We start from the raw sequence: 23,680 nt of genomic DNA, 5'->3' as shown, positions 1-23,680 counted from the left end.
CGGAGAGCCCCTGGTTGCGATTGGTCAGCGCTGCACGGTGCTATCTACCACAGGTGAGCTGGATCGGTCGCTCGCGGCGTTTCACGCGCCGCAACACTTCTTGTATTTCTTGCCGCTCCCGCACGGACACGGCGCGTTGCGATCCGGCGTGGCTTCGCGGCGGATCGGTTCGCGCGGCGTCAAGGCATCGATGCGGTGGTGATGCAGGTCGGCGAGCATGCCGGGAAGGCCGGCGATGATTTCAAGGCGTTCACGATAGGTGATCGGCGTCGCTGGGGCAGCCGGATCTTCGGCCAGGACTTCGCCGCTGGCGAGACGGTCGAGGAGGCCGAAGATTTCGTCCATCCATTCGTACTGGTCGAGCCACTGGTCCCACGCCATTTCGCGCAGTTCGACGCCGCGGAAGAAGCCGAAGGCCCAGTCGCGGCCGACGTCGAGTTCATCGGGCTGGTCGAGGTCGGGTTCCTCGGGGAGCCACAGCAGCGGCGCGAGGTGATCGGGCAGATCGTCGTCGTCGTGGCGGACGCGCGCGGACGCCATGTTCCAGTGGCCGAGCAGCAACGCCTGCACCGCGAGGGCTTCGTCATCGCCATCCCAGCGCGGTGCCTTGCCACCCCACACGGCCGGTTGCCACTCGCTGGGCGGCACCGTGTCCGGCGATACCACCAACGCCGACAGGTAACCGTCGAGCGCTTCGAGGTTGAAGCCCTTGAACGGCACCGCGCGCAGTTCGAGTAGTTGTGCGAGGCGTTCGATCTGGTCGTCGTCGAGATAGGAAGGCGCTTTCATCGGACTGCCAGCTGCATTGGGATCGCCTAGCGTAACGGAAGAAAAAACGGGCGCGACTCGCGCCGCGCCCGTTGCTTGCCCATCAAGCGATGGAAACTTTGTTCTGCAGCCCGGTTACTTGACCTCGAACTCGCGGGTCTGGACGACCGCGCCGTCGAGCGAGACTTCGAGCTTGTACTTGCCGGCCGGCCAGCCGTCGGGCTTGGCGATCTGGAATGTGGTGACACCAGGGCCGGCGAACGCGATGTCCTTGCTTTCTTCGTTGATGGTCTGGTTGCTGTCCACGTGCGTCCACTTGGCGGTGAGCTTGCCTGGGACCGTTGCCATGGCGTCGCTGGTGTTGGTGGCGATCGAAGCGAAGATGGTGTCCTTCGGCGTGAAGGTGGTGACCGGAGTAGCAACCTTCATGTCGGCACCGACGGCATTGCCGAGATCGACGCTAACCACGGACGCGGTGGCGACCGGGGCCGGCGCAGGCGTCGGTTCGGTCGCTACCGGCGGCGTCACGACCGGAACTTCGGCTTCCTTCTTCTTGCAGCCGACCAGCGCGAGACCACCGAGGACGGCGACGAGCAGTATGAGAGTGACGCGATGGGTGAGGGCGATGCGATTGCGATTCATGCGATGGATTCCTTGTGCAGGTCGTAGCGGGTGGTGGCGTAAGCCGATGTCGGATTGCGATCGACCAATCGCGCTGTCATCGAGCGCGCTGTCATCGAGCGTGCAGCGATCAATCAGGATCGCCGTCGCCATCGAGGTCGATGGCCGGGATCTTCAGCACCTGGCCAGGGAAAATCTTGTCGGGGTCGTTGATCAGGTCGCGGTTGGCCTCGAAGATCGCGTGCCACTTGCTGCCCTTGCCATAGAGCTCCTTGGCAATCTTGGACAGGCTGTCGCCTTTCTCGACCGTATAAGTGCGCTCGCTCGCGCCACCGATGATGTCCTCGGTCGAGGTCACCTTCGACTGCACATTGCTGAAATCGGGTTTCTCGACGATCTTCTCGGTGCTCTGCACCTTGCTTTGCACGTTGGAGAAATCGGGCTTCTTGTCGTTGCTCATCCAAGGCTCCTCCCCGATGGGGGCTTGCCCGATTAGGGGCTCGGGCGAACGTCAAGCTGACACGAAAAGTGTTAAGGAAATATCGCGGTGGCGCGAAGGTAGTGAATGCCAATCGACTGCCGCGTGATTCCCGGGTTATTGCCGCGGCGTGCGGCCTGGCACCGGGGCGACCGAACCCGGGGTGGCGCGCCACGGGTTGATGTCGAGTCCGCCACGACGCGTGTAGCGCGCCTCCACCGACAATTGCTGCGGGCGGCAACGCGTCAGCACGTCGATGAAGATGCGTTCCACGCACTGTTCGTGGAATTCGGCGTGATCGCGGAACGAGACCAGGTAGCGCAACAACCCGGCACGATCGAGGCGCGGGCCGCGGTAAGCGATGTGCACGTCGGCCCAGTCCGGTTGGCCGGTGACCGGGCAGTTCGACTTCAGCAGCTGCGAGCGCAGGGTTTCTTCGATCATTTCGTCCTCGCACTGCAGATGCGCGGCATTCGGCGGACCGTAATCGTCGATGGCGACTTCGAGCGTGTCGATCAGGAGTCCCTGGTCAGGAGCCCCGGTGTCGTCGCCAGCGCCGACGACCGCCGGCAAACCGAACGCGACCGCGACCGACGCGCCCGCGGCCTGCGCCAGATCGGCGGCGATGCGATCGCGCACGGCGGCGGCATCGTCGAAGCGCGAGGCGTTGAACGAATTGAGGTAGAGCTTGAGCGATTTCGACTCGATCAGGTTCGGTGACTCCGCCGGCACGGTGAGCGTGGCAGTCGCGACTTGCGGCTTGCCGCGCGCGTCCAGCCACGACAGTTCATAAGCGTGCCAGCGATCCGCACCGATGAAGGGCGTCGTGTCATCAAGTTGCAGCGCCGTGCGGCCGAGGCTGCGCGCGATCGGGTAGAGCAAACTCGGGTCGTAATGGCGCGGGTAGTCGACGGTGCGGCCGAGCGGGAGATCTTGCGAGGTCATCCCGCGATTATCCCTCAATGGCGACCCCGGCTCGCGTTGGCGCCGGTCCCGTGCGACGCTTCGGCAACTTCAAGGGCGGCCGACCGATGAGCGACGCAACGACCACGACCAAACCCCTGCACGGCGATGCCGCGTTGCTGCGCGCGGTCGGTTCCTTCGCACTGACCGCGGCGGTGATCAACGTGATCGTCGGTGGCGGCATCTTCCGCATGCCGTCGGCGTTGTCGACGCAGATGGGAGCGGCCGCGCCGCTGGCCTTGGTCGCGGGCGCACTGGCGATCATCCCGATCGCACTGTGCTTCGCCGCGATCGGCAGCCGCGTCGCCGCGACGGGCGGACCTTACACCTACCTGAGCGCGACCTTCGGTCAGTTCGCCGGATTCCTCGCCGGTGCGCTGATGTGGATCAGCAACGTGGCGTCGAGCGCCGGCGTGGCCGCGGCGTTGTCGGTGCAGGTCGCCAACCTGGTGCCGGCCTTCGCACCGCCGGTGCCGCGTGCGTTATTGCTGACCGCGGTGTACGGCGCGCTGTTCGCCTTGAATGCGTTCGGCGTGAAACTCGGGGCGCGCGCGATCACCACGCTGGCAGCGTTGAAGCTGACGCCGCTGTTCTTGCTGGCGGGCATCGGCGTGTTCTTCGTCGACTGGAGCCACATCAGTTTCAGTCTCGCCGCGGTGCCATCGTGGAGCGCGCTCGGCGCGTCGATGGTGCTGGTGATGTTCGCCTATTCGGGCATGGAAACCGCACTGGTGCCCTCGGGCGAATTGCGCGACCCCGCCCGCAACGTGCCGCGCGCGACCGTGGTCGCGATCCTGCTGGTGGTGCTGTTGTACATGGGCGTGCAGATCGTCGGGCAGGGACTGCTGGGTCCGGCACTGGGCAGCAGTGGGGTGCCGGTGGCTGACACCGCCGGCGCGTTGTGGGCGCCGGGACGGACGTTGCTGCTCATCACCGCATGCATTTCGATGACCGGCTTCCTGATGGGCAATCTGCTCGGCACTTCGCGGCTGGTGTTCGCGCTCGGTCGCGATGGCTTCCTGCCCAGTGCCTTCGGCGCCGTCAGCGCGAGCCATCGCGTGCCGTTGCTGGCGTTGATCGTGCACGCAGGGTTAGCGTGGTTGCTCGCGCTCGGTGGCACCTTCGACAAGCTGGCGCTGATTTCCGGTGGCGCGATCTGCCTGGTCTACGGCCTGGTCAGCGTGGCCGCGTGGCGCGGGCAGCGACGCGACTTGCGTGAACGCGGCGACCAGCCGTTCGTGTTGCCGGGCGGTCCGTTGATTCCGGCCATGGCGGTGGCGGCGATGATCGCCATCGTCACCACGCTCACCGGTGCGGAATGGCAGGCGATCGCGATCGCGTTGGTGGCGCTGGTCGTGTTGTACGCAGTGCGGCTTGTGTTGGCGCGGCGAGGAATGCGGGCCTGAAGTCGCTGCGCTGATGGGGACATGTTGAGGACGTGGCGGCGGGCCAAGGCCCGCCCTACGCAATTCGCCTGACACCCTTGCGCGGGGTCGTGCCGGACAGGCTTTCGGCGCTGACCGGCGCACCGAGTTCGATCAGCAATTCGCGCTGCTGCGGAACCGGCACGCGCAGGCTGCGTTCCTCGAATACCGCCAACTTCTGGAATGCGGGCAGAGCATGCACGCGCGCGACGAACGTCGCCGTGCGCGGCCAGCGCTGCGCGTCGATGGTGTAGCGCACGAATGCGGCGTTGCGGAAGAAGCAGGCGATCGCGATATCGGCAATCGACAACGCGCCGAACAGGAAACCCTCGGCGGGCAGCTGCGTTTCCAGGTAATCCAGCGCCGATGGAATTGCGCGCTCCAGCGCATCGTTCACCACCGCCTCGTCGGTCTCTTCGCCAAACACATGGCGACGGATGCCCTTCTCGTAGAACAGCCGCCAGACCAGCACGTCGCCCAGGCGCGTATCGGCAAACTCTTCGAGCCAACGCGCGCGGGCGCGATCGGCGACGTCGGTCGGATACAGCGGTACTTGCGGATACTTGTCCTCGATGTACTGGCAGATCACCGAAGAGTCGTTGAGCACCAGGTCGCCGTCGATCATTACCGGGATCGTGCGCAGCGGACTGAGTTGCGAGAAGCGCTCGTCGCCGAAGAACGGCACCACCGGGTCGATCTCGTAATCCAGTCCCTTCAACTCCAGGCACACCAGCAGCTTGCGCACATAGGGCGAGATGTAATTGCCAATCACCTTGAGACGCTGCGTCATCGTCAGGCTCCGCATGGGGGAGTCGCAGTCTACCCGCGATGCTCGAGCGCCAGATATTCCGCCGATTGCATCTCGATCAAACGCGAAGCGGTGCGTTCGAACGCGTGGGTCAGACGTTCGCCCGCATACAACAATGGCGGCGCGGCGGCGGCGGTGCAGACGAAGTTGACGTGACGGTCGTAGAGCTCGTCGATCAAGTGCACGAAGCGGCGCGCGGCGTCATCGCGGTGGGCGTCGAAGCGCGGGATGTCGCCGAGCAGCACGGTATGGAATTCGCGCGCGATCTCGATGTAGTCCGAAGTGCCGCGCGGGCCTTCGCAGAGCGCGGCGAAATCGAACCACGCGAATCCTTCCGCCAGGCCGCGTACCGCGATGTCGCGGCCATCGACCACCAGCGGGCCATCCTCGTGCGGACAGCCGTGGCTGAGCTCAACCCAGCGCGCGGCGATCCACGCATCGGATTGCGTATCCAGCGGCGTGCGGTACACCGGGGATCGGGTCAATGCGCGCAGCCGGTAATCCTGCGGACTGTCGAGATGCACCACCGCGCAGTGGCGCTGCAACGATGCGATCGCGGGCAGGAAGCGCGCGCGTTGCAGGCCATCCTTGTACAACTCCTGCGGCGCGGCGTTGGAACTGGTGACCAGCACCACGCCTTCGGCGAACAGGCGTTCGAGCAGGCGTGCCAGCAACATCGCGTCGCCGATGTCGCTGACGAAGAATTCGTCCAGCACCAGCACGCGCAATTGTTCGCGCCACTGTTTCGCGATCGCCGCGAGCGGATCGCGTTCGCCGGTATGCGCACGCAGTTGCTCGTGCACTTCGCGCATGAAGCGGTGGAAGTGGGTGCGGCGTTTCTCCTGGATCGGCAAGGCGTCGTAGAACAGGTCGATCAGGAATGTCTTGCCGCGACCGACGCCGCCCCACAGGTAGAAACCGATCGGCGCGGGCGGACCGTCGGCGCCGAACAGGCGTTCGAACAGGCCGCGTTTGTCGGGCGCGAGCAGTGCGGCGTGGATGCGGTCGAGTTCGTGCAGTGCCGGTTGTTGCGCCGGGTCGTGCTGCCACTCGCCTTGGGCGACGCCGGCCGCGTAGGCCGACGACGGATTCACGCCTGCGCTCATGCGCTCGCGGGCGGGAGGTAGGCACGTACGCCGCTCTTGATCGCGCCGCGCAGGTCCATCAGCCGATGATGGAAGAAGTGGCTGGTGTCGGGCATGCGCACCAGTTCCGGCGGCGGCTTGAGTTGTTCGACCCAGGCGTACACGGCTTCGGCATCGACGATCTCGTCGGCCTCGCCCTGGATCACCAGCCAGGGGCAGTTGGGGTGCTTGATCTGCGTGAAGTCCCAGCCGCGGCCGGCGACTGGCGGTGCGATCGAAAGCAGCAATCCGGGCTGCAACTCCGCCGCCGCACTCAGCGTGACATAGGCGCCAAAACTGAAGCCGGCCAGCCACAGCGTGTCATGGGGGCGCTGCGCGCGGACCCAGGCTGCGACTGCGCGTAGGTCGTCGGGTTCGCCTTCGCCATGATCGAACTCGCCTTCGGACGCGCCGACACTGCGGAAGTTGAAACGTACTGTGGTCGCGCCGCTTTCGCGCAACGCGCGCGCGGCCATGGTCACGACCTTGTTGTGCATGCTGCCGCCGTCGGTCGAGAGCGGATGGCAGACGATCGCCACCAGCGGCCGCGCCTCCGCGGGCGCAGGCAGTTCCACCACGGCTTCGATCCGGCCCGCGGGGCCGGCGAGCGTCACCGGACCGGACTCGGTGGGGAAGGCGGGCGTATTCATGCGTGCATGATAGCGAGAGGCTGCATCGGCAGCGGCGCAAACAACGACGCCGCCCGGAGGCGGCGTCAGTGCAGCGACAAAAGTGCGCTTACTTGAGGTTCGCCAGCATCCAGTCGACCGTGGCCTTGACCTGCTCGTCGGTCAGGCCCGGGTTGCCGCCCTTGGCGGGCATCACACCCGCCGAACCCTGGAAGCCTTCGATGGCGTGCTTGTAGAGGAGTTCCTTGCCTTGGCCCATACGCGCGCCCATGCCAGCGGCGGTCAGCGTCGGAGCACCGCCGGCGCCGGAGGTGTGGCAGCCGGTGCAGAGGTTGCTGTAAATCACCGAGCCATCCAGCGTGCCGCCGTAGGCGACCTGCGAGGCGGCGGCCGCTGCAGCGGCGGCGACGGCGGCGGCCTGCGCCGCGGCACCGGTGGTGCCGGCATAGACCGCGCCGGCCGGTGCGATGCGCGCTTCGGTGCGCTTGACTGCAACCGGATCGGGTTCGCGCGGCAGGGTGTCCTGCAAATGGCTTGCGAACACGATCAGGATCACGGTGATCGCGGCCAGGATGCCGATCACCAACGAGAATTTCTTCAGGAAGTCGAGGTCGTAGTTACGCACATTCCACCTTTGTGCGGCCGCGAGCGAGGTCGTGCCGGACCGACAAGTACTGAGTGAGAGAGGAGAACCCGCGATTCGTGGAATCACGGGCTTTTCCCAGGTTTCTGGGGCGCGCAGCATACCAGAGCAGCCAAGGCGCGTGACCATGCGGGGGCATCCCGGCAGGCCTGGCGAAGCTCGGAATCCATCGCGTGTCGCAGTTCGGAGGGGGCGGTTCGCCCGGGTCGCCGGCGCAGGAGCGGAACAGAACCCGACCCGGCCGGCGAGGTCGTCAGCGCCGCACATCGAATCCCTGCTGCGCGACCAGGGCCGCGATCTCGGCCTCATCGGCCAGGCTGAAGTCGCCGGGTTGCGAATGCTTGAGGCAGGCGGACGCCAGTCCGAAATGCAGCGCGTCCGGCTCGGGCATGCCCGTGTACAGGCCATGCAGGACGCCCGCCGCGAAAGCGTCGCCGGCACCGATGCGATCCACGATCGACGCCAGCGAGTATTCCGGTGCGGCGATCAGGTCGCCCTTGCGCGTGGCCATCAACGCGGTCAACGCATGGTGGTCCACGCTGTGCTGGGTGCGCAGCGTCGTGGCCAGCCGTTGCAGGTTCGGGAAGGCGTCGAACGCCGCGCGCGCTGCATTTGCGAAGGCCTCTGCAGCCGTCGTTCCGGTTGGCTGCAGTTCGAGCGCGACCGCGATGTCGCGGTGGTCGGCCAGGGCGGTGTCGGCTTCGGCGATGATTCCGCGCAGCACGGCGGGCGCTTCGCTACGTCGCTCCGCCCATAGTTTCTGACGGAAGTTGCCATCGAACGACACGCGCAAACCGCGCGCCCGTGCCTCGCGCGCGGCGCACAGGGTGGCCTCGGCGCATGCAGCGCCGAGCGCGGGCGTTACGCCGGACACGTGCAGCGCATCGGCGTTGGCCAACAGCGTCGGCCAGTCGTAATCGTCGGCCGATGCGAGGGCGAAGGCGGAATGAGCGCGGTCGTAGAGCACTTCGCTCGGCCGATGCAGCGCGCCTGTCGCCAGGAAGTACAGCCCCTGCCGGCCGGCGCCAGTGCGCACCGGCGCGACATCGACCGCGTGGCGCCGCACTTCGCCCACGGCCGCGGCGCCCAGCGGGCTGTCCGGGACCACGCTGACCAGGGCAGCGTCGTGGCCGAGTCGCGCCAGGGCGATGGCGACATTGGCCTCGGCCCCGCCCACATGGACCTCCAGGCGGGGGGTCTGCAACAGCCGCTCCCGGCCGGGGGAGCCCAGGCGCAGCAACAGTTCCCCGAAACATACGATCCTTTTCGGCATGTCCTCTCCAGCGCCCGGTTGGTGGTTTTTCCGCACCGCAGCATGCCTAGACGGAAACCTTTTGCTAGGGTTTTGACCAGCGGTGTCATTTTTGCTTGCCCAGACACCATACCAAGCGCCATTAGCCAGTCAAGAACCGCTGCAAAGGCGGCATCGACTTCCCTGGGAGGGGATCATGCAAACGGCTTTCCAAGCAAAAAAGACACCGGTTACCTTACTTGCGCTCGCGATCGGGCTGGCGCTGCAGATGCAACCAGGCGCGGTGTTGGCGCAACAGGCGACCGAAGCCACGACCGATGCCCCGGCGCAAGGGAACGACCCCGCGGCCGCGCAAGCGGTGCCCGCGCAAACCGCGACGCCAGCGCAGGACCGGGGCACGGAACTGGACAGCGTGGTGGTAACGGGGAGTTACCGCATCAGCCTGGAGAAGGCGCTAGACATCAAGCGCACCGAAAAAGGCGTGGTCGACGCCATCGTCGCTGATGACGTCGGCAAATTCCCCGACCTGAACTTGGCCGAATCGCTGCAGCGCGTGCCCGGCGTGACCGTCATGCGCGACGCGGGCGAAGGCCGCCAGATCTCGGTGCGCGGCTTGAACGCGGACTTCACCCGCGTGCGCATCAACGGCATGGAGGCACTGGCCACGATCGGTGCGACCGATGGCTCCGGCGGCGTCAATCGCGGCCGCAGCTTCGATTTCAACACCTTCGCCTCCGAACTGTTCAGCCAGATGCTCGTGCGCAAGACCGCATCGCCGGAGGTCGAGGAAGGGTCGCTCGGCGCGACGGTCGACCTGCGTACCGCACGCCCGTTCGACTATGAGGGTTTCACCTTCAGCGCTTCGGGCCAGATGGGCTACAGCGATCTATCCGACGACGCCAAGCCGCGCGGTTCCATGCTGATCAGCAATACCTGGGCTGACCAACGCTTCGGCGCGCTGTTCTCCGTGGCCTACACGGATCGCACGACGGTCGAAGAGGGTGCGGGCAGCGGACGTTGGGCGCAGGGCACCAGCAACGGCAACTTCGACCCGAGTTCGCCGTTCGCGGCCGCAAGACTGGCGAGCACCATGCATCCGCGCTTCCCGCGCTACATCCTGCAGGAGCACGACCAGAAGCGACTCGGCATCACGACCTCGCTGCAGTTCGCGCCGAGTGACCGCACCGAGGTCAGCCTCGACGCGCTGTACGCGAAGTTCAAGGCCAACCGCACCGAGGACTACATCGAGGCGATTTCCTTCAGCCGCGGTGCCTCGCAAGGCGGCAAGCCGCAGACGGTGGTGATCGACGGCGAGATCGACGGCAACAACAATCTCGTCTACGGCTTGTTCGACAACGTCGATGTGCGCTCGGAATCGCGCTTCGACAAGGCGACCACCACGTTCACCCAGGTCGGCCTTTCGTTCGACCATAAGTTCAGCGATGACTTCTCGATGAGTGGCCTGGTCGGACGCTCCAAGTCCGACTTCGACAAGCCAATCGAAACCACGATCATCATGGACAAGCTCAATGTCGATGGTTACAGCTGGGATTACCGCGGCAACAGCCGCTTGCCGGTGATCAGCTACGGCGTCAGCCCCACCGATCCAACTGGCTGGACGCTGGCCGAGGTGCGCGTGCGGCCATCGCGCGTGGTGAATACCTTCGACAACGCGCAACTGGATTTCGACTGGGGCATCAGCCCGGGCTTCCGCCTGAAAGGCGGCGTGCTGTCGAAGAAGTATGTGTTTGATTCGAACGAATGGCGGCGCCCGTCTGAACTGGTCGTGCCGACGTTCTCCGACGGAACCACTACCGTGCCAGCGAGCTGGGTGGTCCTGGCCAGCCTCTATGGCATCAATGCACCCGGCAATTCGACCTGGGTCGTTCCGGACTACCAGAAGTTCGTGAACGAATTCAACGTCAATGGCAACACGGGCATCTTCGCCGTCTCCGACCGGCCGGTGAACACACGCAGCGTCGAGGAGAAGGACAACGGCGTCTACATCCAGGGCGAATTCGACATGGATCTCGGCAGCATCCCGCTGTCGGGCAACTTCGGTGTGCGCTACGTCAAGACCAAGCAGACCTCCACCGGCTTCGCCACCGTCAGCGGTACGCCGGTGCGGACCACGGTGGAGCGCGAATACACCGACACCCTGCCATCGTTCAACCTCGTCGCCGAGATCACGCCGGACTTCCTGATCCGCCTCGCCGGCGCCAAGGTAATGGCGCGCCCGGGCCTGGGCTTCCTCACGCCGGGCGTGACGGTGAACGTCGCTGGCGGCGCACGTACCGTCACCGGCGGCAATCCGAACCTCGATCCGTTCCGCGCGACCACGGGCGACCTCAGTTTCGAGTGGTACTTCCAGGAAGGCGCATTGCTCGGATTGGGATTCTTCTACAAGGACATCGAAAGCTTCGTGCAGAACGCGCGTGAAACGCGTCCATACAGCACCAGCGGATTGCCCGTGAGCCTGCTCGCTGGCACCGGCGCAGGACCGGAGGACGAATTCACCTTCACCATCCCGCTCAACACGCCAGGCGGGCCGCTGAAAGGCGTGGAGTTGAACTACCAGCAACCCTTCAGTTTCCTGCCGGGCAACTGGAGCAACCTCGGCGTGCAGTTCAACTACACCTACGTCGACTCGAAGATCCAGTACATGAACAACACCGGCAGCTTGTCGCTGAAGACCGACCTGACCGGACTGTCGCGCAACGCCTACGGCGCAACCTTGTACTACGACGGCAATCGCTTCTCGGGCCGCGTCAGTGCCGCCAAGCGCGACGACTACCTGACCGCGGTGCCGGCCGCCGACGTCGGCAACGACGTACAGGGAACGCATGGCACCACCAACATCGACGCGTCGTTGTCGTGGAAGCTCAATGACCATTGGGAGCTCACGCTGGAAGGCCTGAACCTGACCAACGAATGGGCGAGCACCTGGAACGATTCGGTCGCGCAGCGCGTCGAGAGCTACACGCACAGCGGGCGGCAGTACCTGGTCGGAGCGCGTTTCAAGTTCTGATTGCGGCCAGCCACAAGGGGACGGTCGAAGGCCGTCCTAAAGCTGGTCGCAACACCGATAACGCACCGTTTCATGGCCGCGTGCCGGACCGGAGTGAGCACCCCCTTCACTTCACCCGTCACGCGGTCGCTTGCAAGCGCATGCCGTTGCCGCCTCGACACCCATCGCGCTCGTCGTTCGTACGCGGCATCAGCCCAGCGCGATCACTTCAGGAGCGATACCGATGAGCAATCCGAAGCCCTTGCTGGTCGCCTTCGTACTGGCCACGTTGATGGCGACCGCACACGCGGGGACGCTTCCCGATCTGGACCGTGACACTTTGCCTGCCGGCGATGGCTGGGCCTCCTTGCCGACCGCGGCGCTGCCGCAGGGGACCACCGGCGGCGCGTCCGCCGATCCCAGTCGCGTCCACACCGTGCACGACCGTAACGCGCTGGTGGCCGCGCTCGCCTTTCCGGATGCGACGCCGAAGATCATCCGCATCGAGGGCGTGATCGATGCCAACGTCGGTGCCGACGGCGCAGCGCTGTCCTGCGTCGATTACGCACGCCCTGATCCGCAGACCGGGATTGTCTATTCGCTGGAGGCGTTTCTCGCCGCCTACGACCCGGCCATTTGGGGTCGGGCCAATCCCAGCGGTCCGCTCGAGCGCGCACGCGTCGCTTCGGTCGCCGCGCAGCAGGCGCGCGTGCGCATCCGCATTCCGGCCAACACCACGATTGTCGGCGTCGGTCGTGGTGCCGGATTGCGCGGCGCCTGGTTCGACGTGCGCCCGGGCAGCACGAGCGGCAGCCAGCCGATGAACGTGATCATCCGCAACCTGAGTTTCGAGGATACCTACGATTGTTTTCCGCAGTGGTCGCCGACCGACGGCGCAGCGGGTAACTGGAATGCGCAGTACGACGCGATCTCGGTGCGCAATTCCACCCACGTCTGGATCGACCACAACCGGTTCGAAGATGTCGTCACCGCTGATGCCAACTTGCCGGTCTACTTTGGCAAGCTGTACCAGATGCACGACGGCCTGATCGACGTGACCAACGAATCCGATCTGGTGACGCTGTCCTGGAACCACCTGAACCACCACGACAAGGCGATACTGTTTGGTTCCTCCGACAGTGCGATTGCCGATCGCGGCAAGCTGCGCATCACGATGCACCACAACCTGTTCGCCGACCTCGGCCAGCGCGTGCCGCGCGTGCGCTACGGCCAGGTGCATGTCTACAACAACCACTACAAGATCAGCGACGAAGCAGCTCCGCATTACGGCTACAGCTGGGGCGTGGGCATCGAGTCGCAGATCTACGCCGAGAACAATCACTTCCGGGTCAGCGATGCGGTCACACCGGACTTCTTGATCGATCGCATCAACGGCCAGCGGATCTTCGCGACCGGCACCCTGCTCAATGGCGTCTCCGCCGCCAGTGCGGTCGACGTGGTGGCCGCGTTCAATGAGACCAGCGGCGGCAGCCTGATCGACAGTGTCGAATGGACGCCGTCGTTGCACGGGCCGATCGAGCCGACCGGCGCCGTGCCGACATCGGTGATCCAAGGGGCTGGACCTTTCAAGTGATTCCATGCACAAACTGATCACGATCGCCTGCCTGTTCCTGTCGCTGGCGGCGCGCGCCGAATCACCGGTGTCGCCGCCGGCAGACGTTGCGGAACAACCCGTCACGCTGTTCCTCGCCGGCGATTCGACGATCGCCGAGAAGCTCGCGAGCAAACGTCCTGAAACAGGCTGGGGCGAGTACCTCGGCGTGCAGTTCCTGCCGGGCAAGGTGGTCGTCGACAACCGCGCGCGCAACGGTCGCAGCACGCGGACGTTCATCGAAGAAGGGCGCTGGCAGGCGTTGATCGATTACATCCGCCCTGGCGACTACGTGTTCATCCAGTTCGGACACAACGATGGGTCGGTGCAGAAGAAAGATCGCTACACGCCGCCCGCGGACTATCGCCGCAACCTCGAACGCTTCGTCGCCGATGTCCATGCGCGCAAGGCCACGCCAATCCTGTTGACGCCGGTGGCACGACGCAAGTTCGATGACGGACAATTGCTGCCCAGCCACGGCGAGTATCCACAGATCGTGCGTGCGATCGCGAGAGAGCAGAACGTCGCGCTGATCGACCTGCTGGCGCGGAGCGAAACCATCCTGCGCACGGCTGGCGATGACGGATCGAAACCGATGTTCCTGTGGCTGGCGCCAGGCGAACATCCAAACTATCCCGCCGGGCTCGAGGACAACACCCACTTCTCACCGATCGGCGCGCAGCGGATGGCCGAGGCCGTAGCGGACGGTTTGCGCCAGCTCGATCTGCCGCTCAGCGCGGCGTTGCAACCGGAAGCGGGTGGCATGCCGCCGAAATGAAGCGGGTCATGTGCGTCAGAACGTACCGCGCTGGATGAACGGCGCGCGCTGGTAGAGCCGGCGCTCGCCGCCACGCGGATCGTTCGCGAGGCGCGGTTCGACATCGAACAGCATCGTCTCGCGCTGCTCCAGCGAATACGGCTTCCACGCCGGCAAGCCACGGTGCGTCGGCTTCCCGTGCCGGGCCAGTGCGATCAACGCATCGCTCATCAGGTCGGCGAGTTTCTGCGCGTCGGCGCCATCGCCGGTGCGCGAACCCGGCGCGCGGATGTTGTCGAACACCAGCGGAATATCGAGCGTGTGCATGGCGCCGAACTTGCCGCCATCGAGTGGCGAGCCCCAGTCCAACTGATAGACCCAGGTCGGGGCACCTTGCCGCGCACGCGCTTCGGCTTCCTCGATCGCACCGCGCCACGAGCGTCCCGCCGTGGTTGCGGCGAAGAAGACATCGGAGGGCGTGTAATCGGGATACAAACGCCGGTATTCGGCAACGACGACGGCCGGATCGATGTCGATGTATTGCTGGGTACGCAACCGATCTGACAACTGCTCCCAAGTCAATGCGAAGTTGGCCGGATCGTTGCCAAGGAAGGCGCGGGTCTCGTCCCGGGTGTTGCCGATCACCATCAGGATGTGCGCCGACTGCGGCGGCGCGTCGGGCCAGAACGGATGCCGGTGCAGCGACTGCGCGTCCATCACCGGGCCGAAGTACAACGAGGTGTCCTCGATGCGCGAGTAGTCGCGCACCGCGGTTGCTTCCAGCAAGCGCTCCACGGGCAACGTGCGGAGTCGGACCACATCCTTGGGCGCAAGCTTCAACGCCTCCATGAAAAGTTGCGCGCGCTGGGTAGCTGCACGCGGACCCGCCGCAGTGACTTGCTGGCCGCTCATCGTCATCGCGCGATGGAACAGGCCGCGCGCCGCCGGCATCGCCATCAATGTCGCGATCTTGGCGCCGCCGCCGGATTGTCCGAAGACGGTGACGTTGCCGGCATCGCCGCCGAATTCATGCGCGTGCTGGCGCACCCATTGCAGCGCCTGCACGAGATCGAGCTGGCCGACGTTGCCCGAGCACGCGAAGTCTGGTTCGCCGAACTGTGCGAGGTAGAGATAGCCGAAAGCATTGAGCCGATGGTTGACGGTGACCACCACCACGTCGCCGCGTCGGCACAGGTTGCCGCCGTCATACAACGGGCTGCTGCCGGAACCGTTGTTGTAGCCGCCGCCGTGGATGTAGAACAGCACCGGCCGCTTGCCGCCATCGCGCAGGCCCGGCGTATGGACGTTGAGGAACAGGCAATCCTCGCTCGTCGCCTCGTCGGCCTTGACCTGCGGCGCGGCGGCACCGTGCCGGGTTGCATCGCGGACGCCGCTCCACGGCGTTTCCTGCAGTGCCGGCATGAAGCGGCGCGAAGCGGTATCGGCGCCGTAAGGAATGCCCTTGAACACGTGGACGTTGTCGTCGCAGTAACCCCGGACGCGGCCGCTGCGAGTCGTGGCCAGCGATTCGCGGCAGGCGGATGCGCGCACAGGAACCGGCAACAACGCACTGGTGCCGAGCAGTGCGAAAGATTTCAGGAAGCTGCGACGGCCCGCTGTGTCCATGCCGCATCCACCCCGGATCAGCGCAGGGGTTCGCGTCGCTGCAACGGCTTCAGCGGTTCCATCGTGTCGAGGTTCCAGTCTTCCGGCACGAAGGCTTGCCGCGTTTCCTTCGGCTTCGGATAGCCGCCGACTTCTTCCTCGCTGTCGATGATCTTGCCGCGTCCCTCGATCACGTCGGCGAGGATCCGGCGATCGACATCGTCGCGATCCCAGGGTCGCGCGCCGGCACTGGCGACCACGGCGTCCTGCACCTGTTGCGAAGGCAGCACCTTGACGCCGAAAGGCAATTCCGGCGCTTTCTTCAGTGCATTCACCTTGACCGGTGTAGTGGTGTAACGACCCTGCTGCGGCACCGGCCGGCCGATGCGGTCCACTGCCAGGTTGTCGTCTGCATACAGATCGATATCGCCGGAGCCGCCGGTCATGAAGAACGCCAGTTCCTCGGTGGACGGCCCGGCGCGCATCACGTTGCCGCGCACCACCATCCGCCCGGTTTCGTACTCGTGGCCGAGCCATTCTTCGGCGATCAGGTTGTAGTGCACCGCGCGCTGGCCAGGGTTGTAGATCAGGTTGTTGATCACCTGTCCGTGCACGCCGCCCTTGAACATTGGATTGCGCTCGTAGTTGTGCGCGTACAGGTTGCCGACGATCAGGATGTCGCGCACGTGGTCGTGGATGAGCGAACCCTTGGAATGTTCGCCTTTGCCATGCGTCGAGTCGGCCAGGCCTTCGGCAATGAGGTTGTTGCTGAAGGTGATGCGGCGCGACGTGGCGTCGGCATACCCTTCGCTGTCGCGCGCACCGCCGGCGAAGCGTGGGCCGGACGCGGACAGGTTTTCGTCGGTGGCCCAGGTCAACGAGCAGTGATCGACGATCACGTCGTGCGCGGCGACGGTGGAAATCGCATCGAAATCCACGCCGGCCATCCGGCCCAGGCCGGTGCTGCCGGGGCGCACGCGCAGATGGCGGATGACGACATCGTGGGTGGCGATGTCGATGCCGCCGCGGATCAGCGTGATACCGGGTTGCGGTGCGGTCTGGCCGGCGATGGTGAGGTAGGGCTCGGTGATCCTCACTGTCTTGCGTTGCAGGTCGATCACCCCGCCGACCTCGAACACGATCGTGCGCGGTCCTGCGGTGGACAACGCTTCCAGCAGCGAGCCCGGGCCTTCGGCCGCCAGCGTGGTCACGCGCAGCAGCTTGCCGCCGCGCCCGCCCGGCGTGCGTGCCGCCCAGCCCTGTGCGCCAGGGAACGCGAGTGCACCTTCGGCCGTTGATGGCGCCGGGTCGACGGCTGTCGCCGGCAGCATTGGCAGGCAGAGCGCCAGGCCGATCAGGCCACTGCGGCTGGCGGCCGCCCACGCTTGCCGCGATCCCCACTGTCCCAGCATGCCCATCGCGCCTCCCAAGGTCTGCCGCCATCGTTACGGTGCACCGCAGATTGTCAATGACACCGGTTTCCTATACAACTGGAAAACACCGAATCGGGATACGGAGACAGGCTGGGATGGATCGGATCGCCTTGGGAGGGGATGACGGCGAGAGCTGGGAGATCGCCCGGCGCCTGGTGCGCGCCCGGCTTCAGGCAGAGTCCTTGACGGCCTATCCCGGGACCCGGCCGCAGACCCTGGCCGCGGGTTATGCCAGCCAGGAAGCGGCGATTGGCCTGTGGCCCTCGCAGGTCGCAGGCTGGAAAGTCGGCCGCATCCCGGACGAATGGCTGGCGCGGATGGGTGAGGAGCGCCTGGTCGGGCCGATCTTCGTCGATGCGATTCAGCAGGCCACCGATGCGGAGGCCGCGCGCTTCGAAGTCATCGATGGCGGGTTCGCCGCGGTCGAGGCCGAGTTCGTCTTTCGCCTGGGCGCCGACGCACCGCCGAACAAGTACGAATGGAGCGACGCCGAGGCGGCCGCGCTGGTCGACGCCTTGATGGTCGGCGTGGAACTGGCGGGCAGCCCGATGGCGATGATCAACGCGTGGGGGCCGGCCGTGGTCGTGTCCGACTTCGGCAACAATGCCGGCCTGGTGCTCGGCCCGGCGATTCCGGATTGGCGCAGGCAGACCGAGGATGCGCTGTTGTGCGAAACCTTCATCGATGATCGTTCGGTCGGTACCGGTCGCGCGAGTTCCATCAGTGGCGGCACGCTGGCGGCGTTGCGGTTCGCGCTGGCGCGCTGTGCGCGACGCGGCAGGCCGTTGAAGGCCGGGCAGCTGGTCTCCACCGGTGCCGCCACCGGCATCCACGACATCCATGCCGGGCAACGTGCCCGCGTCGAGTTCGCAGGCATCGGCACGATCCATTGCGTCGCGGTGCCGGCGCAACCGAGGAATGGAACGTGATAGCGCGTCGCCGTTTCATCGCGATGGGCCTGGGCACGCTCGCCAGCGCAGCCGTTCCGCTGCGCGCGTTCTCCGTCACGGCTCCGATGCTGCTGCGCACCGCCGACGTGCACGTCGACGGATATCCGACCGTGGAAGCCGTGCGCTGGATCGGACGCTATCTGCGCGAACGCACCGACGGCCGTCTCGACACGCTGGTCTATCACTCCGGACAACTCGGCCGCGAATCGGTGACGGTCGACCTGACGCGATTCAATGCGCTGGCGATGGCCCGGGTTTTCCTGGCGGCGATGAACGATTCAGTGCCGGCCACGCGCATCCTGTCGCTGCCGTACCTGATCGATTCGACGCCGCACCTGCGCCGTGCGCTCGACGGGCGTTTGGGCAAGGCACTGTTGGCCGGCTTCGAACGCCGCGACCTGGTGGGCCTGGCGTTCTACGATTCGGGTTCGCGCAACCTGTACAACACGCAGCGTCCGATCCACGAACCTGCCGACCTGCGCGGGTTGAAGATGCGGGTCCCGGTTTCGGAAATCTTCGTGCGCCTGGTCCACGCCCTCGGTGCCAACGCGACGCCCTTGCCGTTCGGCGAGATTTTCTCAGGGCTGCAGACGCACCTGATCGACGGCGCCGAAAACAACATCAAGAGTTTCCAGTCCAGCCGCCATTTCGAAGTGGCGCACTACTGGTCGGAATCGCGGCATGCGTATACGCCGGACGTGTTGCTGATGTCGCGACTGGCATTGCAGGCGCTGGCGCCGGGCGATCGCGAGCTGGTGCGCGAAGCTGCGGCGGCATCCGTGCCGTATATGCGCGGCCTGTGGGACAAGGCCGAAGGCGCGGCGCGCGGCACGGTACTGGCCTCGTCGGTGAAAGCCAATGAAGTCGATCGCGACGCGATGCGTCGCGCCACCGAGGCCGTTGCGCGCGATTACCTGCGCGATCCGGTGCTGGCAAAACTCTACGAAGACGTGCGCGCCGCGATCTGAGTGCGGCGCCGACGATGAACATCGCCTGGAGGGGTTGGTGAACGACGAACAACTGCAACAACCCATCGACGCCATCCATGCGCCGGCCGACTGGCTGGATCGCATCGCGCAGCTGGCTGCGTGGACCGCCGGTGGCGCGCTGCTGGCGATGGCCGCCGTGCAGGCCTGGCAGGTGTTCGCGCGTTACGTGCTCAACGCATCGCCGGACTGGACCGAACCGGTGGCGTTGCTGCTGCTCAACACCGCGATGATGTTCGGCGCGGCGGTCGGCGTGCGCGCGGACTCGCACTTCGGTTTCTTCATCGCACGCCAGGCCGCGCCGCCACGCATCGGTCGCGCGATGCAGGCGTTGAGCCACGCGATCGTCGCCGCGACCGGTGTGCTGCTGGCGTGGTGGGGAGCGCGGCTCGCGATCGACAGCTGGCAGGTGCCGATGGCCGGCGCGCGCATCCCGGAAGGCACGTTCTACCTGCCCTTGAGCGCAGGCGGTGTCCTGATCGCCTTGTTCGCACTGCACCACCTGTTCGCGGGCAAGGCGCCCGTGCAAGGACACTGACGATGGCGACCGCGCTCCTGTTCTGCGTGTTCCTCGGCCTGCTGGTGCTGGGCGTGCCGGTGGCGTTCTCGTTGTTCGCCGCCTCGCTGGCGACGTTGCTGTATCTCGGGTTGCCTGCGATCGCAGTCGCACAGTTGACGGCAACCGGCGCGGCGTCGGCCTCGTTGCTCGCGATTCCGCTCTTCATCTTCGCCGGCGAGATCATGCTGCGCGGCGGCATTTCCGAACGGCTGATCGGCCTCGCGTCATCGCTGGTCGGCCACGTGCGCGGCGGCCTCGGCCAGGTGAGCGTGTTGTCGTCGCTGTTCTTCGGCGGCGTGTCCGGCTCGGCGATCGCCGATGTGTCGGCAGTGGGCGGCGCGATGATCCCGCAGATGGTCAAGCGCGGCTTCGATCGCGACTTCGCCGTCAACGTCACCATGACCGCGGCGCTCGTCGCGCTGCTGGTACCGCCTTCGCACAACTTGATCCTGTACTCCGCTTCGGCCGGTGGCAGCATTTCGATCGCCGACCTGTTCGCCGCCGGCATCATCCCGGCGCTGCTGATGACCGTGGTGCTGATGTTCACCACCTGGCTGATCGCACGCCGTCGCGGCTATGTCGTGGAAATGTTTCCAGGTTTCCCCATTGTCGCCCGTCGCTTCGTTTCGGCGCTGCCTGGTCTGTTGCTGGTGGCGATCATCTTCGTCGGTATTCGTGCCGGCATCTTCACCGCAGTGGAAAGCGCGGCGATCGCGGTGGCCTACGCGTTGCTGATCACCGGGCTGGTGTATCGCAGCCTGTCGTGGCGGGATTTCGTCGCGACCTGCAGTCACGCCGGGCGCACCACCGGCATGATCCTGCTGGTGATCGCGTCGGCCGCGGCATTCGGCTGGTTGCTGGCCTTCCTGCAAGTGCCTGCGGCGGCGGTGGAATTGCTGACTGGCATCACCACCGACAAGAACCTCATGTTGCTGCTGATGATCCTGATCCTGCTGGTGCTCGGCACCTTCATGGACCTGGCGCCGATGATCATCATCTGCACGCCGATCTTCCTGCCGCTGGCGAAAGCGATCGGCATCGATCCGGTCCACTTCGGCGTGATCCTGATCCTCAAGGGCGGATTGAGCCTGATCAGTCCGCCGCTGGGCTCGGTGCTGTTCGTCGGTACCGCGATCGGCAAGATCAGCATCGGCGAATGCCTGCGCACGATCTGGCCGTTCTGGCTGGCCGCGCTGGCCGTGCTGCTGGTGGTCGCTTTCGTGCCGCAGCTGTCGCTGTGGCTGCCCGCCTTGCTGAAGTGATCCGCCGATGACATCGATGAAGTCCTTCATCCCTGCATTGACCGCCTGCCTGCTGCTGGCGTTGCCCGTATTTGCGCAGCTCGCGCTTGCGGCATCGCCATGGAAACGTGGCATCGAGAACCAGCGGCAGGCGGATCTTGGCAATGGCACCTTCCTCAATCCAATCTTCGCCGGCGATCGTCCCGATCCGTCCGTGCTCAAGGATGGCGACGACTACTACCTGACGTTGTCGTCGTTCGATGCGTATCCCGGTTTGCCGCTGTGGCATTCGCGCGACCTGGTCAACTGGGAGCCGATCGGCCATGCCATCGCGCGCAACGTCGGTTCGATCTGGGCGCCGGACCTGGTCAAGCACGCAGGCCGCTACTACATCTATTTCCCTGCACGCACCGGCGAGCGCCGCAGCAACTTCGTGGTGTGGGCCGACGACATCCGCGGCCCGTGGAGCGAGCCGGTCGATATCGGCCTGCCGCGTCACATCGATCCCGGCCACGCCGTCGGCGAAGACGGCAAGCGTTACCTGTTCCTTAGCGGCGGCGATTACGTGCAGTTGTCCGACGACGGGTTGCGCACGACGGGCGAGGTGAAGCACGTCTACGACGGCTGGAAGTATCCGGAACACTGGGATGTCGAAAGCTATTCGCAGGAAGGCCCGAAGATCACGCGCCATGGCGGCTGGTTCTACATGACCACCGCGGTTGGTGGCACCGCCGGTCCGCCGACCGGGCACATGGTGATCAGCGCGCGCTCGCGTTCGATCCACGGCCCGTGGCAGGACTCGCCGCACAACCCGATCACGCGCACGGTCAGCGCCGACGAGCCGTGGTGGTCGCGCGGCCACGCCACACTGGTGGAAGGTGGCGATGGGCGCTGGTGGATGATCTACCACGGCTACGAACACGGTTACTGGACGCTCGGCCGCCAGGCGCTGCTGGATCCGATCGAATGGACCAGCGATGACTGGTTCGTCGCCAAGGGCGGCACCCTGGGCAAACCGCTGAAAAAGCCAAGCGGCGACTCGGTCGGCCGGCACGGACGGGCGTTGTCGGACGATTTCCGCAGTGGTCGACTCGGGCCGCAATGGGCTTTCTTCAATCCTGCGCAGGACGAGGCCAAGCGGCTCTCGTTCGGCGACGGCGCGATGACGCTGCAAGGCAAGGGCACCGCACCGCGCGATGCTTCGCCGCTGGTGGCGATTGCCGGCGACCAGTCGTATCAATTCGAGGTCATGCTCGACGTCGAGCCCGGCGCAGTCGGCGGCGTGCTGCTGTTCTACAGCGATCGCCTGTACGCCGGCCTGGGCAGCAATGGCGACGTCTTCGTGCTGCATCGCTATGGCGAAGAACGGCCGGCGCAGCTGCCCTCCGGCAAGGGCGGCAAGCTCTGGTTGCGTCTGACCAACGACCGTCACATCGTCACCCTCCACCACAGTCGCGACGGCAAGACCTGGCAGAAGTACGGGGTGCAGATGGAAGTGTCGGGCTACCACCACAACGTGGCCGGCAAGTTCCTGGCGCTGAAGCCCGCGATCTACGCCGCCGGCAGCGGACGCGTGCATTTCCGGGATTTCCGCTATCGCGCGCTGGATTGAGGCCATGCCGGGCTAGAATCGGCCAAGCGTAAGGAACACACCGCCACATGCCAGCGCGCACAACACACGGACGTCCCGCCAACCCGGCTCCGGTCAGCACGCCGACCAAGGCGGCGACGATCAACGACATCGCACGGCTGGCGGGCGTGTCCAAGAAGACCGTCTCGCGGATCATCAATCGTTCGCCGCTGGTGCGGCAGGACACGCGCGAGAAGGTCGAAGCGCTGATGCGCGAAGTCGGCTACGTGCCGGATCCGATGGCGCGTGCGCTGGCGTTTCGGCGCTCGTTGCTGATCGGCATGGTCTACGACAACCCGACCGCGCAATACATCGTCAACCTGCAATACGGCGCGTTGGACGCGATCCGGGATTCGGGGTTGGAGCTGGTGGTGCATCCTTGCGACAGCCGCAGCCCCGGCTACATCGACGGCGTCCGTCGCTTCGTGCAGCAGCAGAAACTCCATGGCGTGATGCTGATTCCGCGCGTCTCCGAAGACCAGGCACTGGTCGACATGCTGACCGAGATCGGCTGTCGCTATTCGCGCATCGCCTCGGTGGCACTGGACGACGCCTCGCATATGGTCGTCACCCATGACCGCGAGGGCGCGGCCGAAGCAGCCGACTATTTGTTGTCGCTGGGTCACCACGACATTGCGCTGGTCACCGGTCCGAGCAGCTACCGTTCCACGCACGAACGCACCTCCGGATTCGTCGACGCGCTGGCCAAGGGCGGCGTCACGCTGCCGCAGGCGCGCATCGTCGAGGCCGGCTATACCTTCGAATCCGGCGTCGCCGCCGCCGAGAACCTGCTCGCCGGCAATCGCCGCCCGACGGCGATCTTCTGCGGCAACGACGAGATGGCGGCTGGTGTCTACAAGGTCGCGCTGCGCGCCGGCATCGCGATCCCGCAGCAGCTGTCGGTGATCGGCTTCGACGACAGCCCGCTGGCTTCGCGGCTGTGGCCGGCGCTGAGCTCGGTGCGCCTGCCGATCCGCGACATGGGCCGCATCGCCGCCTCGATGCTGCTGCAGCCGGACGCCGCTTCGGCCAGCGCGCTCGCCGCCAACAGCGTGCATCCGCACCTGGTCATCCGCGACTCCTGCCATCCGCCGCAGCAGTGAAACCTGTCGCCGGGGGAGACTTCGTGGCATTGAATGACACCGGTTACCAAGACAGCTAGAATGCAGTCAGTCCGTCGTGCGATCGGA

21 protein-coding genes are annotated in these 23,680 nt (G+C 65.7%); 10 read left to right on the top strand and 11 right to left on the bottom strand.

All coding sequences use genetic code 11. The features are described 5' to 3' along the window. Positions 1 to 81: 81 nt before the first annotated feature. The 4 genes from MO486_RS08455 to queF form a co-directional block, all read right to left on the bottom strand. Positions 82 to 789 carry a UPF0149 family protein gene (locus MO486_RS08455; RefSeq protein WP_242906207.1) on the bottom strand — a complete coding sequence of 236 codons (708 nt, stop codon included), beginning with the start codon at positions 787 to 789 and terminating at the stop codon, positions 82 to 84. A 114-nt stretch (positions 790 to 903) separates the two neighbouring features. After that, positions 904 to 1,410: a hypothetical protein gene (locus MO486_RS08450; protein ID WP_242906204.1), complete on the bottom strand. Its 507-nt coding sequence runs from the start codon at positions 1,408 to 1,410 to the stop codon at positions 904 to 906. Positions 1,411 to 1,519: 109 nt separating this feature from the next. After that, entirely contained in the window at positions 1,520 to 1,849 is a 330-nt protein-coding gene (locus tag MO486_RS08445; protein WP_242906202.1) for a LysM peptidoglycan-binding domain-containing protein, read from the bottom strand. A gap of 135 nt (positions 1,850 to 1,984) precedes the next feature. Further along, positions 1,985 to 2,812: an NADPH-dependent 7-cyano-7-deazaguanine reductase QueF gene (gene queF / locus MO486_RS08440; RefSeq protein WP_242906201.1), complete on the bottom strand. Its 828-nt coding sequence runs from the start codon at positions 2,810 to 2,812 to the stop codon at positions 1,985 to 1,987. A 17-nt stretch (positions 2,813 to 2,829) separates the two neighbouring features. On the opposite strand from queF, the gene MO486_RS08435 reads away from it, so the two are divergent. Then, entirely contained in the window at positions 2,830 to 4,236 is a 1,407-nt protein-coding gene (locus MO486_RS08435; protein ID WP_242906199.1) for an APC family permease, read from the top strand. 55 nt (positions 4,237 to 4,291) lie between these two features. On the opposite strand, the gene MO486_RS08430 is transcribed toward MO486_RS08435, so the two are convergent. The 5 genes from MO486_RS08430 to MO486_RS08410 all read right to left on the bottom strand — a co-directional run bounded on the left by MO486_RS08430 (position 4,292) and on the right by MO486_RS08410 (position 8,731). Beyond that, entirely contained in the window at positions 4,292 to 5,044 is a 753-nt protein-coding gene (locus tag MO486_RS08430; protein WP_242906198.1) for a glutathione S-transferase family protein, read from the bottom strand. Between the two features lie 29 nt (positions 5,045 to 5,073). Beyond that, complete coding sequence (gene zapE / locus MO486_RS08425; RefSeq protein WP_242906192.1) at positions 5,074 to 6,168, bottom strand: cell division protein ZapE; 1,095 nt, start codon at positions 6,166 to 6,168, stop codon at positions 5,074 to 5,076. Continuing rightward, positions 6,165 to 6,836 (bottom strand): alpha/beta family hydrolase, encoded by a 672-nt coding sequence (locus MO486_RS08420; protein ID WP_242906190.1) that lies wholly within the window; start codon positions 6,834 to 6,836, stop codon positions 6,165 to 6,167. The genes zapE and MO486_RS08420 overlap by 4 nt, the downstream gene beginning before the upstream one ends. Before the next feature lie 88 nt (positions 6,837 to 6,924). Beyond that, complete coding sequence (locus MO486_RS08415) at positions 6,925 to 7,440, bottom strand: c-type cytochrome (protein ID WP_242906189.1); 516 nt, start codon at positions 7,438 to 7,440, stop codon at positions 6,925 to 6,927. Positions 7,441 to 7,711: 271 nt separating this feature from the next. Next, positions 7,712 to 8,731 (bottom strand): sugar kinase, encoded by a 1,020-nt coding sequence (locus MO486_RS08410; protein WP_242906181.1) that lies wholly within the window; start codon positions 8,729 to 8,731, stop codon positions 7,712 to 7,714. A 175-nt stretch (positions 8,732 to 8,906) separates the two neighbouring features. Between MO486_RS08410 and MO486_RS08405 the strand changes: the two genes are divergently transcribed. The 3 genes from MO486_RS08405 to MO486_RS08395 all read left to right on the top strand — a co-directional run bounded on the left by MO486_RS08405 (position 8,907) and on the right by MO486_RS08395 (position 14,107). Further along, positions 8,907 to 11,738, top strand: coding sequence for a TonB-dependent receptor (locus tag MO486_RS08405; protein ID WP_242906180.1), 2,832 nt, complete (start codon positions 8,907 to 8,909; stop codon positions 11,736 to 11,738). 223 nt (positions 11,739 to 11,961) lie between these two features. Next, a complete protein-coding gene (locus MO486_RS08400) occupies positions 11,962 to 13,311 on the top strand; it encodes a hypothetical protein (protein WP_242906179.1) in 1,350 nt (449 codons plus the stop codon). A gap of 4 nt (positions 13,312 to 13,315) precedes the next feature. Continuing rightward, positions 13,316 to 14,107 carry a rhamnogalacturonan acetylesterase gene (locus MO486_RS08395; RefSeq protein WP_242906177.1) on the top strand — a complete coding sequence of 264 codons (792 nt, stop codon included), beginning with the start codon at positions 13,316 to 13,318 and terminating at the stop codon, positions 14,105 to 14,107. A gap of 15 nt (positions 14,108 to 14,122) precedes the next feature. Here MO486_RS08395 and MO486_RS08390 read toward each other — a convergent pair whose 3' ends face one another. Then, on the bottom strand, positions 14,123 to 15,712 hold the full coding sequence (locus MO486_RS08390) for a carboxylesterase/lipase family protein (RefSeq protein ID WP_242906176.1): 1,590 nt from the start codon (positions 15,710 to 15,712) through the stop codon (positions 14,123 to 14,125). Between the two features lie 17 nt (positions 15,713 to 15,729). Next, positions 15,730 to 17,109: a hypothetical protein gene (locus tag MO486_RS08385; protein ID WP_242906175.1), complete on the bottom strand. Its 1,380-nt coding sequence runs from the start codon at positions 17,107 to 17,109 to the stop codon at positions 15,730 to 15,732. A gap of 110 nt (positions 17,110 to 17,219) precedes the next feature. On the opposite strand from MO486_RS08385, the gene MO486_RS08380 reads away from it, so the two are divergent. From MO486_RS08380 to MO486_RS08355, 6 genes are read left to right on the top strand one after another with little or no spacing between them, the layout of a single operon-like run. Next, the gene (locus tag MO486_RS08380) at positions 17,220 to 18,053 is read left to right on the top strand and encodes a 2-keto-4-pentenoate hydratase (protein WP_242906173.1); all 834 of its coding nucleotides are present in this window, start codon (positions 17,220 to 17,222) and stop codon (positions 18,051 to 18,053) included. Continuing rightward, positions 18,050 to 19,042: a TRAP transporter substrate-binding protein gene (locus tag MO486_RS08375; protein WP_242906171.1), complete on the top strand. Its 993-nt coding sequence runs from the start codon at positions 18,050 to 18,052 to the stop codon at positions 19,040 to 19,042. Before MO486_RS08380 ends, MO486_RS08375 begins: the two co-directional genes overlap by 4 nt. A 37-nt stretch (positions 19,043 to 19,079) precedes the next feature. Continuing rightward, positions 19,080 to 19,598 carry a TRAP transporter small permease gene (locus MO486_RS08370; protein ID WP_242906169.1) on the top strand — a complete coding sequence of 173 codons (519 nt, stop codon included), beginning with the start codon at positions 19,080 to 19,082 and terminating at the stop codon, positions 19,596 to 19,598. Between the two features lie 2 nt (positions 19,599 to 19,600). Further along, positions 19,601 to 20,881, top strand: coding sequence for a TRAP transporter large permease (locus tag MO486_RS08365; RefSeq protein WP_242906166.1), 1,281 nt, complete (start codon positions 19,601 to 19,603; stop codon positions 20,879 to 20,881). Between the two features lie 16 nt (positions 20,882 to 20,897). Then, positions 20,898 to 22,472: a family 43 glycosylhydrolase gene (locus tag MO486_RS08360; RefSeq protein WP_242906164.1), complete on the top strand. Its 1,575-nt coding sequence runs from the start codon at positions 20,898 to 20,900 to the stop codon at positions 22,470 to 22,472. A gap of 47 nt (positions 22,473 to 22,519) precedes the next feature. Then, complete coding sequence (locus MO486_RS08355) at positions 22,520 to 23,593, top strand: LacI family DNA-binding transcriptional regulator (RefSeq protein WP_242906161.1); 1,074 nt, start codon at positions 22,520 to 22,522, stop codon at positions 23,591 to 23,593. The last annotated feature ends 87 nt before the right edge of the window (positions 23,594 to 23,680 follow it).

This window comes from Lysobacter sp. CFH 32150 (assembly GCF_022758295.1).
Classification (GTDB): domain Bacteria; phylum Pseudomonadota; class Gammaproteobacteria; order Xanthomonadales; family Xanthomonadaceae; genus CFH-32150.
This window is presented reverse-complemented; position numbering and strand designations above follow the sequence as displayed.

What these genes read in the sequence shown, in the direction of transcription:
- MO486_RS08380 (WP_242906173.1), top strand. Translation starts at nt 17,220, where the DNA reads ATGGATCGGATCGCCTTGGGAGGGGATGACGGCGAGAGCTGGGAGATC.
- MO486_RS08420 (WP_242906190.1), bottom strand. Translation starts at nt 6,836, where the DNA reads ATGAATACGCCCGCCTTCCCCACCGAGTCCGGTCCGGTGACGCTCGCC.
- MO486_RS08455 (WP_242906207.1), bottom strand. Translation starts at nt 789, where the DNA reads ATGAAAGCGCCTTCCTATCTCGACGACGACCAGATCGAACGCCTCGCA.
- MO486_RS08445 (WP_242906202.1), bottom strand. Translation starts at nt 1,849, where the DNA reads ATGAGCAACGACAAGAAGCCCGATTTCTCCAACGTGCAAAGCAAGGTG.
- MO486_RS08365 (WP_242906166.1), top strand. Translation starts at nt 19,601, where the DNA reads ATGGCGACCGCGCTCCTGTTCTGCGTGTTCCTCGGCCTGCTGGTGCTG.
- MO486_RS08450 (WP_242906204.1), bottom strand. Translation starts at nt 1,410, where the DNA reads ATGAATCGCAATCGCATCGCCCTCACCCATCGCGTCACTCTCATACTG.
- MO486_RS08395 (WP_242906177.1), top strand. Translation starts at nt 13,316, where the DNA reads ATGCACAAACTGATCACGATCGCCTGCCTGTTCCTGTCGCTGGCGGCG.
- MO486_RS08430 (WP_242906198.1), bottom strand. Translation starts at nt 5,044, where the DNA reads ATGACGCAGCGTCTCAAGGTGATTGGCAATTACATCTCGCCCTATGTG.
- MO486_RS08435 (WP_242906199.1), top strand. Translation starts at nt 2,830, where the DNA reads ATGGCGACCCCGGCTCGCGTTGGCGCCGGTCCCGTGCGACGCTTCGGC.
- queF (WP_242906201.1), bottom strand. Translation starts at nt 2,812, where the DNA reads ATGACCTCGCAAGATCTCCCGCTCGGCCGCACCGTCGACTACCCGCGC.
- MO486_RS08360 (WP_242906164.1), top strand. Translation starts at nt 20,898, where the DNA reads ATGAAGTCCTTCATCCCTGCATTGACCGCCTGCCTGCTGCTGGCGTTG.
- MO486_RS08385 (WP_242906175.1), bottom strand. Translation starts at nt 17,109, where the DNA reads ATGGGCATGCTGGGACAGTGGGGATCGCGGCAAGCGTGGGCGGCCGCC.
- MO486_RS08410 (WP_242906181.1), bottom strand. Translation starts at nt 8,731, where the DNA reads ATGCCGAAAAGGATCGTATGTTTCGGGGAACTGTTGCTGCGCCTGGGC.
- MO486_RS08400 (WP_242906179.1), top strand. Translation starts at nt 11,962, where the DNA reads ATGAGCAATCCGAAGCCCTTGCTGGTCGCCTTCGTACTGGCCACGTTG.
- MO486_RS08390 (WP_242906176.1), bottom strand. Translation starts at nt 15,712, where the DNA reads ATGGACACAGCGGGCCGTCGCAGCTTCCTGAAATCTTTCGCACTGCTC.
- MO486_RS08355 (WP_242906161.1), top strand. Translation starts at nt 22,520, where the DNA reads ATGCCAGCGCGCACAACACACGGACGTCCCGCCAACCCGGCTCCGGTC.
- MO486_RS08405 (WP_242906180.1), top strand. Translation starts at nt 8,907, where the DNA reads ATGCAAACGGCTTTCCAAGCAAAAAAGACACCGGTTACCTTACTTGCG.
- zapE (WP_242906192.1), bottom strand. Translation starts at nt 6,168, where the DNA reads ATGAGCGCAGGCGTGAATCCGTCGTCGGCCTACGCGGCCGGCGTCGCC.